11 protein-coding genes and 1 pseudogene are annotated in these 13548 nt (G+C 33.4%); 9 read left to right on the top strand and 3 right to left on the bottom strand.

Translation table 11 applies throughout. The features are described 5' to 3' along the window. Nucleotides 1–40: 40 nt before the first annotated feature. From IGK53_RS12970 to istB, 7 genes and pseudogenes are all read left to right on the top strand, one after another. Nucleotides 41–202: a hypothetical protein gene (locus IGK53_RS12970; RefSeq protein ID WP_229038682.1), complete on the top strand. Its 162-nt coding sequence runs from the start codon at nucleotides 41–43 to the stop codon at nucleotides 200–202. A 112-nt stretch (nucleotides 203–314) separates the two neighbouring features. Next, a complete protein-coding gene (locus tag IGK53_RS12965) occupies nucleotides 315–1169 on the top strand; it encodes an AraC family transcriptional regulator (protein WP_123840477.1) in 855 nt (284 codons plus the stop codon). Between the two features lie 96 nt (nucleotides 1170–1265). After that, nucleotides 1266–3515, top strand: a complete 2250-nt coding sequence (locus IGK53_RS12960; RefSeq protein WP_195219796.1) for an alpha-galactosidase — start codon at nucleotides 1266–1268, stop codon at nucleotides 3513–3515. Between the two features lie 2 nt (nucleotides 3516–3517). Then, the gene (locus IGK53_RS12955; RefSeq protein WP_129276142.1) at nucleotides 3518–4687 is read left to right on the top strand and encodes an MFS transporter; all 1170 of its coding nucleotides are present in this window, start codon (nucleotides 3518–3520) and stop codon (nucleotides 4685–4687) included. Nucleotides 4688–5008: 321 nt separating this feature from the next. Beyond that, nucleotides 5009–5290, top strand: a pseudogene (locus IGK53_RS12950) (Ohr family peroxiredoxin); the annotation flags it as partial. A 103-nt stretch (nucleotides 5291–5393) separates the two neighbouring features. Next, complete coding sequence (gene istA / locus IGK53_RS12945) at nucleotides 5394–6638, top strand: IS21 family transposase (RefSeq protein ID WP_195219797.1); 1245 nt, start codon at nucleotides 5394–5396, stop codon at nucleotides 6636–6638. After that, nucleotides 6628–7368: an IS21-like element helper ATPase IstB gene (gene istB / locus IGK53_RS12940; RefSeq protein WP_195219798.1), complete on the top strand. Its 741-nt coding sequence runs from the start codon at nucleotides 6628–6630 to the stop codon at nucleotides 7366–7368. The genes istA and istB overlap by 11 nt, the downstream gene beginning before the upstream one ends. A 635-nt stretch (nucleotides 7369–8003) precedes the next feature. Here istB and xerS read toward each other — a convergent pair. Further along, nucleotides 8004–9089 (bottom strand): tyrosine recombinase XerS, encoded by a 1086-nt coding sequence (gene xerS, locus IGK53_RS12935; RefSeq protein WP_195219799.1) that lies wholly within the window; start codon nucleotides 9087–9089, stop codon nucleotides 8004–8006. Nucleotides 9090–9556: 467 nt separating this feature from the next. Here xerS and IGK53_RS12930 point away from each other — a divergent pair, with 467 nt between their 5' ends. After that, nucleotides 9557–10753, top strand: a complete 1197-nt coding sequence (locus tag IGK53_RS12930) for an ATP-binding protein (protein WP_195219800.1) — start codon at nucleotides 9557–9559, stop codon at nucleotides 10751–10753. Nucleotides 10754–11217: 464 nt separating this feature from the next. Here the strand turns inward: IGK53_RS12930 and IGK53_RS12925 are convergent, their stop codons facing one another. Beyond that, nucleotides 11218–11727: a hypothetical protein gene (locus IGK53_RS12925; RefSeq protein WP_002295345.1), complete on the bottom strand. Its 510-nt coding sequence runs from the start codon at nucleotides 11725–11727 to the stop codon at nucleotides 11218–11220. A gap of 115 nt (nucleotides 11728–11842) precedes the next feature. Between IGK53_RS12925 and IGK53_RS12920 the strand changes: the two genes are divergently transcribed. Continuing rightward, a protein-coding gene (locus IGK53_RS12920; protein ID WP_430605052.1) for an IS3 family transposase occupies nucleotides 11843–13005 on the top strand; the annotation gives its coding sequence in 2 pieces (ribosomal slippage) (nucleotides 11843–12119 and nucleotides 12119–13005; 1164 coding nt in all). A gap of 105 nt (nucleotides 13006–13110) precedes the next feature. Here the strand turns inward: IGK53_RS12920 and IGK53_RS12915 are convergent. After that, on the bottom strand, nucleotides 13111–13344 hold the full coding sequence (locus tag IGK53_RS12915; protein WP_154507466.1) for a DUF302 domain-containing protein: 234 nt from the start codon (nucleotides 13342–13344) through the stop codon (nucleotides 13111–13113). Between the last annotated feature and the right edge of the window lie 204 nt (nucleotides 13345–13548).

The raw sequence follows: 13548 nt of genomic DNA, 5'->3' as shown, positions 1-13548 counted from the left end.
TGTATGCTCTTCTTATCACAAATGAAACGGATGCTCAAGGATGAAAAAAGACATACTTGAAGGAGTGATGATCTACGTAATCAATGAAATCAAACCCAATTATGCTGCGGCAAAACAATACGACTGCGACTACCGAACAGATAAGCATGCTTACGAAGAAGTTCAAGATAACTTAGATCGTAAAGATGAACAGACAAATTGAGTAAAAAAAGTTATGATAAAAGGTGAAATAATCGACTAAATAGAAAAGTATTATGTAATAATATAAACATAATAAAACAAAAATTATCCAAATCTAACATAGGAGGGTGGATATGGAAAATTCTCTATATTTAGTAACAGAACCTAACACTCAGCTGAAAGATTGTTACTTTAATTTTTGTGGGTATTCAAAAACAGAACCTAGACATAGTTTTGGACCAGCTATTCGAGAACAATACTTAATACACATAGTGCTAGAAGGTGAAGGCTATTATTCAATTAATGATCAAAAATATTTTCTGAAGAAAGGCCAAGGATTTGTTATCCCACCAGGAGTATCTACTTTTTATCAAGCAGATGAAAAAAATCCGTGGTCATATGTATGGTTGGGTTTAAGTGGCAATCTTGTAGAATACTATCTAAAAGAAATTGGTGTTGGAAAGAATCATCTTACCTTTAAAGTCGAAAATTTAAATTCATTTAAAGGATTAATTTTTGAAACTTTATCGTATGATCAGGACAATCTAGTCAGTGAATTGTCCAGACAAAAACAAGTTTATAAATTTTTAGAACTCCTCTTAAATTCAGCTAGTTATCTGAACGAAGGGATAATTACTAAAAAGATGAATCCTTTTGTTCGTCAAACAATTGAAATAATACGTGAGAATGCGTATCAAAAATTATCTGTTAAAGATATTGCTGTCAGTCTATCGATACACGAAAATTATTTATCACGATTGTTTAAGAATGATATGGGAATATCAATAAAAGAGTATATTAGTGAAATCAAAATTTCTATTGCAAACGATCTGTTATCATCAACTGAATATTCAATCCAGCAAATCAGTGACAAGATAGGATTCTCAACAGTACAATCTTTTTCTAAAGCCTTTAAGAAAGCAAATGGTGTTTCACCGGGAGTATATCGAAAACGTAGATTAGGTCTAGGAATCATTAATGGTGAATAAACTAAACATTTGATTTTGATAAATATTCGTTACTTTAAACGCTTACTATTTATGTGAGCGTTTTTTATAATGCAATAAAGAAACGGAGGAGAGCTTATGTATAAGGATAATGAAATGAATATTATTTATCGATCAGAAAACCAACAATTTCATTTGTTTAATCAGGAGATAAGTTACATTTTTAAGATATCGGAAGATGGTAAATTATTGCATTTATATTATGGTGAGAACTTACCAGATAATGACTATAGTCATCTAATTGAGATGCATCATCGGCCTATGACCACCTATAGAAATGAAAACGATTTGCTATATTCGTTAGAGCACTTAAAACAAGAATTTCCTGAATATGGTACAACAGATTTTAGACATCCTGCTATTTCATTACTACAGAAAAATGGCTCTCGCTTATCAGATTTTGTCTATCAAGGGTACGAAGTGGAAGAAGGAAAACCTAAACTAGAAGGTTTACCTGCTACCTATGTTGATAATAATGATGAAAGCAAAACATTGAAAGTTTATATTTTAGATTCAGTTACAAATGTTCAAGTAGAATTATTATATACAATTTATAGAGATTATCCTGTTATTACTCGTAGCGCGCGAGTTATGAATAAAGGAAAAGATATTCAAATAATCGAGAATATTAGCAGTTTGTCATTGGATTTACCCGATGCAAATTATGAATGGCAACAATTATCTGGTGCTTGGGGTAGAGAAAGAACTGTTAAGTCACGTACTTTACAACAAGGAATTCAATCAATCGAATCCACTCGAGGTATTTCAAGCCATCAACATAACCCATTCGTTACTTTAAAAAGAAAAAATACTGATGAAAATCAAGGAGAAGCTATTGGTGCAGCACTAGTTTACTCAGGAAACTTCTTAATTCAAGCAGAAGTAGATACATGGGATGTTACTAGACTACAAGTTGGCATCAATCCATTTGGATTTAATTGGAAACTTAATCCAGGAGAAACATTTACAGCACCAGAAGCGATTTTGGTTTATTCAACTAAGGGTTTAAATGCCATGAGTCAAACTTTTCATCAACTATTTAGAAAACGCTTAGCTCGTGGTAAGTGGCGAGAAAAAGACCGTCCTGTCTTAATTAATAATTGGGAAGCAACATATTTTGATTTTGACGAAGAAAAGTTGGTAAATATTGCTAAAAAAGCATTTGATGTTGGTATTGAATTATTTGTATTAGATGATGGCTGGTTTGGAGAAAGAGAAAACGATTGTGCAGGATTAGGAGATTGGCATGTAAATCCTAAAAGACTACCTAGAGGAATCGGCAGCCTTTCAGAAAAAATTCGTAGTTTTGGTATGAAATTTGGTTTATGGTTTGAACCTGAAATGGTGAATAAGGATAGTGATTTATATCGCACACATCCGAATTGGATTATTTCTACACCTAATCGAAAACCTAATCATGGTAGGAACCAATATGTATTAAATTTTGGGTTAGATGAGGTTGTTGAAAATATTTTCGATCAAATGTGTAAAATCATTGATGAATCAAACTTAGATTACATTAAGTGGGATATGAATCGTCCATTGACTGATGTATTTGACAGTCACTTGTCAGCAGATCAACAAGGAGAAGTATTCCACAGATATGTACTAGGCGTATATCGCTTATATGAAAAACTTATAACAAAATATCCTAACATACTATTTGAGTCTTGTTCATCAGGTGGTGGGCGCTTTGATCCGGGAATGCTGTATTATGCACCTCAAGCTTGGGCTAGTGATGATTCAGATGCAATTGAAAGGTTAAAAATTCAATATGGAACTAGTATGCTGTATCCAATTTCGTCTATTGGTGCTCATGTATCAATTGTTCCAAATCATCAAACAAACCGTATAACACCTATAAAAACTAGAGGAAATGTAGCCTTTTTTGGTGCATTCGGATATGAGCTCGACTTAAATGAATTAAGCGAAGGTGATGTAAGGATTGTAAAGGAACAAATAGCCTTTTATAAAAAATATAGAACCATAATTCATAATGGCACTTTTTATAGACTATTATCACCATTCGATGATGATAATCAAACCGCGTGGATGGTTGTTAGTCATGATAAGAAAACGGCTATTGTTGCTCATTATAAAACATTAAATGAGGTAAATGCTCCTTACCGCCGACTGAAATTAAAAGGGTTAGATAATGACGGACTTTATAATGTAGGACAAAATAGTTTGCGATCTGGAATGGAATTGATGAAGGCCGGACTAGTCTGTTCAGATGCATCTAGTGGACAAATAAATGATCAGAATCGACGTCCAGAAACATTTGATTTTGATTCCAAGATTTGGGTTATAACACAGGAGGAAAAGTAGAGATGAATAACCAAAAAAGCTTACTTCAAAAGGGAGCAATCTTAAGTATTTCATTAATGTTAACAAGCTCTCAAGCAATTAATGGTGTTATTCCACAAATGAAACAGTCTTTGGGGATATCACAAAGTCAAAGTGAACTTTTAGGAACTGCACCAAGTATAACTGTTATTTTGTTTATCTTATTATCTAGTTACTTTGCCAAAAGAATAGGAATGAAAAAGACAATAATTTTAGGTTTATTATTAGCTGGTATAGGAGGAATTATTCCAGTATTTACAGCTACCTTCCAAACCGTTCTTATTAGTCGAGTAATATTAGGTGCCGGTTTAGGATTATATAATTCATTGGCTGTGACATATATCAGCTCTTTATACTCTGGCAATACTAGAGCAACGCTATTAGGTATTAGAAATTCAATGGAAGCTTTAGGTCAGACAATCCTTATTTTTCTTGCTGGAGTTTTAGTGAACATTAATTGGACGGCTTCGTTTTTAGTCTATGCAATTGCGTTTCCTGTAGCTCTCTTATTCGCGCTAAAAGTTCCTGAAATTAGAGATGAAAATAGTGACATACCTGAAAATCATGTAAAAGAAAAGATGAATCCAATGGTTTTTGCCCTAGTTCTATTTGCAATCTTACTCGTAATGAATAGTATTGCTATTTCTGTACGATTTGCATCAATTGCAACTGAAATTAAAGGGGTAAACTTTAATGCTAGTAACTATTTAGCTCTAATGCCTATCTTAGGAATACTAGCAGGATTTATGTTTGGACCAATAAATAAGTGGATAGGAAAAGGAACCCTATACTTGGGAATTATATTCTTTATAATTTCAAATTTGTTAATTGCTGTGTCAAACGGTAATATGACGTTCCTGCTAACAGGTTTATTTTTATCAAGTATAACAGGATCATGGTGCTTCCCATTTATCTTTAGTAACTTAGATAAAGTCACTACAAAGAATACAATTAATTTTGCTACTTCATTGATTTTTATTGGCTGTAATATTGGTAATTTTATAGCTCCTATTGCTATGCAATTAGCACAATTTCTAACAAGAAGTACAAATTTGACTGCTCCATTTTTTGTATTCGCAGGAATATTTATTGTGATCCTATTTGTAACATTTTTTGCGACAAATAAAAAAAATACTAGAGTAATAACAAACTAGTAAAAAATTTTTCTCTATATTAAGGAAAGGTTAATAAATCGGTTAGTTAAAATATTGTTTATGATGGTACAAAAAGCATTCCGGTGGAGGAATGCTTTTTGTATATTTATAGTATACTGCCTAATAAAAGTGTTTGAAATACAAGTTTAGCTCACTCTCTACTAAACTATCCCATACATAAATTATGTTAGTAATTTGAAAATAGAGCCTATTGAAAACTCAACAGGCTTTTTTATATTTTTTTGTGTCTTGATTTAAATCAATGCAGATACTTCTTTCTTTTTTTAAAATAAAAATATAAAAAATGGGGAGTGATTTTGTATGACTGATTACAAAAAAATTTATGAAACATCAGCAACTAATACTGGTGGACGAGATGGGGTGAGCTATTTAAATGATGGATCATTTGAAGTGAAAATTTCTACCCCTAAAGAAATGGGTGGGTCTGGAAGTGGAGTTAATCCAGAGCAATTATTTGCGTTAGGATATAGTGCTTGCTTCCATGGTGCATTAGAAATTGTCAAGGCCCAACATAAAATTCACCATCTTTCACAAGTTACACATACTATTAAATTATATAAAAAACCAGATGATGCAGATTTTGTCAACGGCACCTTTAAAATGTAGGAAAACGGCAATTTAAAATTGTTGGTTTACCTACATTTTTGTATGCTCTTCTTATCCCAAATGAAATGGAGGCTCAGGGATGAGAAAAGACATACGCGAAGGAGTGATGATCTACGTGATCAATGAAATCAAACCCAATTATGCTGCACTAGCAAAACAATACGACTGCGACTACCGAACAGTTAAGCATGCTTACGAAGAAGCCCAAGTTAAAGAATCAAAACCTCCAGAACGTAAGAAGCGTCCAAGTAAGTTAGATCCTTACAGAGAAATCATCCAAGACAAAATCAAAGACCAATGCAGTGCTTACAGCATTTTCAAGTTTATTGAGCACAAAGGATTTGGAGGAAGCTACAGTTTAGTAAAGACCTATTGTCGCCAGATTAAGCAGGCGAAAGTACACAAGGCAACCGTCCGAGTCGAACATAGCCCTGGGCTTTCTGCTCAGGTTGACTGGAAGGAAGATATGCGACTAATCAGTAATCAGGGCGAAATTTTTGAGTTCAATATCTTTTTGTACGTCTTGCCATATTCCAAGAAAAAATATGTCACACTAACTTTCGACCGAAAACAAGACACACTCTTTGAGTGCTTAGATGATGCGTTTTATCAAACCGGTGGCGTTCCCAAAGAAATCTGGTTCGATAATATGAAGACAGTCGTTGACCATTCTCGTAGTCAGTTTTCCAAACCGCATTTCAACAAACGTTTTTATGCTTTCAGTAAGGATGCCGGCTTCACACCAATTGCCTGTCGGCCATTTCGTCCGCAAACAAAGGGCTGTGTCGAAGCTTTAGCCAGAACTGTTGACCGCCTACGGGTCTATAATCATGAATTTTATGATGCCGTTGAGCTGTGTCATTTAGTGAATAACCTTTGTGTTGAGTTAAATAACGAGGTTTCTCAATCAACTGATCAAACACCAGATGAACGTTGGCAGACGAACGAAAAAGAGCACCTGCATCCATACCAAAAAAACCTTTTGAATCCCTATTTTGAAGACTTTATTCGCCGTAAAGTCACCAAGGAAGCAATGGTCATTTTCCGTAAATGCAGGTACTCTGTGGCGCCTCGCTATATCGGTAAAGAAGTCGAAATCGAAATCGAACTCTCCGATAAAGAAGACCAAGTACAAATCTATTATAACGGAGAACTGATTCGGTCGCATCCATTAACGACAAAACAGCTGAACTACCACGAGGAAGACTATTTCCAAATCTTGAAATCCGATGTCATGAGTCACAAAGAAGACGATGAAATCAGAGCGTATACTCGTGAAAGTCTCAAGCAATATGATCTGGTGGAGGTTGCCGATGAAGAATAGCCATTACCAAGAACTGATGACCAACTTAGAGACTCTTGGTTTGAATCATATGTGGGAATATGTTCCTAACTACATCGAAGTGGCCAATCGAGAGGAGCTTTCTTTAACGGAAGCTCTTCTCGAGCTGACACGCAGAGAAGTTGATCATCAAAATAAGCAAAAAATGAATCGTGTGGTGGCACGCGCCCGCTTTCCCAAGAGAACCAGCCTGGAAGAGTTTGATTTTGCCTTCCAGCCAAGTATCAATAAGCGCGAAGTGCTAGACTTAAGGCACATGGGCTTTGTGGAAAAACATGAGAACTTGGTTTTTATCGGCAGTCCTGGTGTAGGCAAGACACATCTGACGATTGCATTGGGAATCGAAGCCTGTCGTCAAGGCTATCGGACACTATTCATCACCTGTCATGAGCTGCTTTTGCGTCTGCGAACAGCCTATGAAAAAGGTACCCTAGAGCGTGTTCTCAAACGATACGCTCGCTATGACGTCTTGATTATTGATGAGATTGGCTATCTTCCGATTCAAAAACAGGAAGCTGATTTATTCTTTCAGCTTCTTGCCATGCGCTATGAACACCGCTCTACGATCATTACGACGAACATTGTCTTATCTCGTTGGGGGGAGTTGTTCCAAAGTTCTGAGATCGCAGCTGCCATCCTTGACCGTTTAGTACATCACGTCAAGGTGTTCAAGATCACAGGCAAGTCTTATCGTATGAGAGACAAGATCTAAAGTGTCGATTGTCGACAATTACTATTGCCGAAAACCTACATTTTTATCCTGCCCAAAACCTACAATTTTAAGCTGCCCTTGACACATATTGATATACAAATATCTTCTAATTTAGAAGACATAAAAAAAGCCTTTAAAATTAAAACAATTGGCACTGCTCCTAATTTTAAATAACAAAAAAATTACTAGATAATCTAAAAACAGGATGGCATTATGAGAACAATAACTAAACTTCCTATATCACATATTTTGTAATTAGTGAAAAGCAAATTGACTACTATCATAAGTTAATGACTCTCATCTTAATATTTAAAATATATTCATATTTTTCTACTTTATCTAAATGCGATTTTCATATCTAATAATAGAAAAATAAACAATTAACAATAAAAAAGTCTTCATTTATTGTTAAAGGAAATAAGGATATTTCTCCTTTTATTATGTTATTATTGTTGAATGTTTTTTAATTATTTTTTTCGATTTTTCAATCTTTGTTTAAAAGATTTTATATCAATTATGCCGATTGGCGACTGGTAATTTAGTAATATAAAAATGATAATGAAGCTTGCCTTTAAAGTTGGGCTTTTATCTAATTTTAGAGACAGGCTTCATTATTATACTATTTTTTACTACATTTACAAAGCGTTCAAAGCATCAATTGTAGCTGCATTGTCTATATGAGTATATAAAGTTGTTGTATTTGTACTTGAATGTCCCAATTGTTGGGCAGTTAATACCAATGAATTTGTCTGTTGATAGAGTCTAGTAGCCAAAGTATGACGTAATTTATGTGGACTGACTTGGACTCTGAATCCTTTTGAATATTTTGCTACCATCCGTTCGATTGCAATACCGGATATACGCTTGGCTTCTCCTTGATAAATTGCTAGAAATAAAGCTTTTTCGTTTTCTGTTACTTTGTATCGTTCTTTCCGAATAGCTAGATAATTAGCTAAATATTCCATTGCAAATGCTGCTATATTTACTGCGTCTCTCTTATTTCCTTTTCTAGTTACTACCACATTATTCTTTTCTAAAGATAGGTCATCTAAATTAATATTTACAACCTCGGAGAGTCTTAATCCAGATCCTAAAATCAATGCATTGATCGCCAGGTCTCTTTCTACATCTCGTTGATAATAGATCAAAGCTCGTTTGCTCAAAGTTTTTTTATATTCATTGGCAATATAATCTAGATAATTTTGTGTATCTTCGTCTAGAAATAATTTTTTCTCGATTGCGTTTGCACGGGCAGCTAACGTAGTTTTATCTGTGATAGTTGCTACTTGATCCATAGGATTATTTTCTAAGTATGGTTTTCCTAAAGGATTATTGGAACTTTTCGAAAGATATTTAAATAGAACCTTTAATGCTGTGATATTTCTATTGATAGTAGAAGTAGATAGACCTAAGTTATTATTATCTTTGAGCTTAGTTTTTGTTGTCTCTTTTTTTACATTTTCCTTTGTGCGACGTTTCAAATGAGATTTGTACAAGTTTAGATCATAGGCAGTTAACTGTCTTATCGAGGTGATTGAAGTATCAGGAACGATAGACTCACTCAGAAGCCATTCATAAAAGAGCTTATAATTTTTTAGATATTCTAAAGTAGTTCGAGGTGATTGATCTTTATCCTCACGATCTTGAACAAAATCTTTTATATAATCGGGCATATGAAGTATGATTGTATCTATTTTTTGATATATTTCTGTATTTTTCATGTTATTCATCCTTTCGATAAGTAGGGGAGAGGAGTATCTCTATAATTGGACTATACCAATTATAGAGTGTTTTGTCAATTGGTATACTCTGAAATTTATTAATTTATTTCAAAAAAGCAGATAAATAGGTATAGATTTAATAATTTAAAATAAATGGTATACATGAATAGGAAAGGAAACAGAAGGAAGCAATCTTAATTTTTTAAATTGTCTAAATTATATAGAAAGAACAATCTTTCTATATAATTGCAAAGAAGGATTTTTATGATTATAACCGTAAACTACTAGCGGGCAGGACAATGGTTTTCTTTTATGTTTCTATGTTAGTTAACGAATAAGCTTGCTATAAACCTAATTTTTTGAAGTGAAGTTCAAATAAAATATAAAATTAAAACTATTTGAAGTTATCTTCAAATAATGTATAATAAGAGATATATTTGAATACTTCATTAGGAAGGATGGAACTGATGTTTCAAAGACCGTATTATTTATCAAAACTAATCGAATTTAAAGATACAGATTTTATCAAAATTATTACTGGAGTAAGACGTTCAGGAAAATCAGTTCTCTTAATGCTTTATAAAGAATATTTGATTAAAAATGGGATTGATAAAGATCATATAATATATATAAACTTTGAGAGTTTTAATTATCAGACAATTAACAATGAAAATATGTTGAGAGAGGCTCTGGCTGAATTAATACCTCACGATGATAACAAAATTTATTTTTTGTTTGATGAAATACAACTTGTTGAAGGGTGGCAACGCGTAATAAATGGATTACGTGTTAGCTTTAACAGCGATTTAGTAGCTACTGGCTCTAATGCAAATATGCTTTCTGGAGAAATAGCTACACTATTAAGTGGTAGATATATCGAAATTCCTATTTATCCATTATCCTTTAGTGAGTTTTTAATGTTCAAGAACATTGATAAGAACTCAAGATTCATTGATCAAGCATATGAAGAATATGAAAAATATGGTGGGTTTCCAAGTGTTGTTCTCGCTGATGAAAACATAAAAGATACAATCTTATCTGGCATATTTGATACAATTGTTTTAAACGATGTCGCATTACGCTCAGGTATAAAAGATCCTGCTGTTTTAAAAGCTATTATTCGTTTTTTAGCCGATAATGTTGGTCAGCTAGTCAATTCTTCTAAAATAGCTAACACACTTAAAAGTGAAGGAATAAAAACAAGTGTGCATACCGTCAATCGATATTTAGATATGTTAGAAAATGGTTACTTGTTTTATCGTGTACAACAATATGATATTAGAGGAAGAGATTACCTGAAGACAAATGGTAAATATTTCATAATTGATTCGGGACTACGCAGAAATGCCATAGGTAGAAAAGATGGTAATTATAGCAATAGACTAGAGAATATTGTTTATATTGAATTACTTAAACGAGGGTATACTATAGATGTCGGTAGACTTGATAATAAAGAAATTGATTTTATTGCAAAAAAATTAGATGAAACAATCTACATTCAAGTTACTTATGAATTACCCCAAAATAACCATGAAACTGATAATTTACTTCATATAAAAGATAATTACAAAAAAATAGTTATCACAGGACGTTATTATGATACTACTCAAATCGATGGAATTCATATCATATATATTGTTGACTGGTTACTTGGAAAACAATAGGACTCTTTTTGGTAAACAAAATTTATCACAAATAAAAGCATATAATAAGCCCTATCTGATAGGTATGGGTTATTATATGCTTTTTAATTTATAGATTTCCAAGTATATAGAAAACGTAAATTTTCTATATACTTGGATATGCTGGAATGTTTAAGAGAATAATTACATTTCTAGAAAATACAATAAAAATTACAGGATAATTAGCCATATCCTACCTCCTCTAGCAGTTGCTCAAAAGTTAGCACTAAGTAACTTCTTTTTTGTTGCTGGTAACAATTTATCAATACTAAAATAGCGTTTAAGTATCTAATAAATACTAATTTTAAAGCTCTTAATTATTATGAAACACGATATAACAATATTGCTATATCGTGCTATTGTAATATTATACATTTGAAGACAGCGTATTCTTGTTCTAATATCAGGAATTTTTTATAAATATCAGTCATATTAAGACTCAAAATTTATTGGTATGTTCCTCTGTATAGAGTTTGACCGTCTACCATTATATAGCAATTATTATCATTGTTGTCTTGCACCAATATACCGTTAAGGGTAGCACTAGGAGTAGTAACAATCACTGGAAACTCATGAGAAAGCTCGGTCATTTTTCCTGTTCTGCTAGAATCGTGTTCTATTGTCAAGCCATTTACTATAAACGTGAATACTTTACTTCCTATTGTTATAGTAGCTTTTTGAGAAACAGTTTCTGTAGCTGGAGCTGTGCTTCTTTCCGAATTTGTTAGGGTTTCACTGGATTCATTGCTATAAACAATTGTAGAGGATTCTACGGCTTCTTGAGTGTCCACGTTGGTGCTGCTAGCTTCATCTAGCTTCCTTTTGTATTGTTCGTTACTGATTGCTAAGCTTTCCCGTTGGTCATCAAGCTTATTCATTTCTGTAATGGTATAAAATAATCCTCCTGCTAGTGCTATATTAACAACTAAACTAACCGCAAATAATACCTTTTTCATTCTTCCTTCTCTTCTTTCTCTTTTTGTAATTCCTTACTTTTGGATAGGCTACAATTAACTAGACAGAAAAATTAAGGTGTGTAGACTAGAAGAAAACATACCAGGAGGAATTTTTATGTCTAAGAGAACACGAAGAACTTTTTCACAAGAATTCAAGCAACAAATCGTCAATCTTTACTTAGCTGGAAAGCCACGTGTAGAAATCATTCGAGAATATGAACTAACGGCTTCAGCATTTGACAAATGGGTAAAGCAATCTAAAACGAGTGGTTCATTCAAAGAAAAAGATAATCTTACGCCTGAACAAAAAGAATTGTTAGAACTACGTAAAAGAAACCAGCAATTAGAAATGGAAAATGATATTTTAAAGCAAGCAGCGCTGATATTCGGACGAAGAGACAAGTAATCGATGCGAATAAGCATCTTTACCCTATATCAGCGATGTGCAGAATATTAGGTCTATCACGTCAGTCCTATTATTATCAATCAAAACCAAAGAAAGACGAATCAGAACTTGAAGAAGCAGTCGCTGAAGAATTTATCCGCAGCCGAAAGGCCTATGGCTCAAGAAAAATAAAAAAAGCCTTATCAAAACGAGGCATTCAGATCAGCCGACGAAAAATTAGTAGAATCATGAAAAATAGAGGATTAAAATCGAGCTATACTGTTGCTTATTTTAAAGTACATCATTCTACTTGCAATGAAGCCAAAACGACAAACGTATTGAATCGTAAATTCTTAAGAGACAACCCATTAGAAGCGATCCTAACAGACTTGACTTATGTACGAGTCGGGAAAAAATGGAATTATGTCTGTTTCATTTTGGATCTGTTCAATCGAGAAATTCTCGGCTATTCTTGTGGAGAACATAAAGATGCCGTTCTAGTAAAAAAAGCATTTAGCCGTATCAAACAACCTCTGACAGAGGTTGAGATTTTTCATACTGATCGTGGAAAAGAGTTTGATAACCAAGCTATTGATGAATTATTAACAACTTTTGACATCAATCGATCATTGAGTCATAAAGGCTGTCCTTTTGATAATGCCGTAGCTGAATCAACTTATAAGTCGTTGAAAGTAGAATTTGTCTATCAATACACATTTGAAACCTTACAACAATTGGATTTGGAGTTATTTGACTATGTCAATTGGTGGAACCACCTTCGGTTGCACGGTACACTTGGCTACGAGACACCGGTTGGTTACCGTAACCAGAGATTGGCGCAGCGAATCCTTGATAATGAGCTCGGATGTGCTAACGCTAGCGAGGCAGTCTAACTTTAACTGTTAGCTCCTGCCGAAGATCGTCACATCCGAGGAGGCTCATTGTCAAGGACAATCGGAATAGCATACGGAAAGAAGTTCTGCACCTTATAAAATTTGTCAAAAAAACTGTTGCCATTCCACAACTTCAATACGTTTTTCCAATACTTCTTTTGCTTGTTTTGGATTACATACTTCTAATACCTCAAAATTTGTAGGGAAATCTAACCCTTTAGATTTAATTTTTTCTTTAAAATTAACTTGATACAATACACCAAATTCTCTTTCTTTGAGTTTCTCAATGAGTGCTTCTGTTGCCGCTTGGAATGATTTAGTTGTTTTAACTTCATACATAAAGTTCACTTATATTCCTCCATTTTTCATTTCATGTATATTTTGTGGAATCGACTTTTTTAGAATCTGCTTTGAATATTTTATCTATTAAAGCTTCTTTGATAATAGTGTCCATGATTTGGAATTCTTATTGGATAGAAATTTCTTTCTAGAACATGATTTCGTCGAAAGTTCTCATTGGTTGAGGATAGGCATGTTCAAAAC

The sequence above is a fragment of the Enterococcus sp. DIV1224 genome (assembly GCF_050555455.1).
GTDB lineage: Bacteria > Bacillota > Bacilli > Lactobacillales > Enterococcaceae > Enterococcus_B > Enterococcus_B lactis.
Note: the sequence above shows the minus strand (reverse complement) of the source record. Positions and strands in the feature narration are given on the sequence as shown.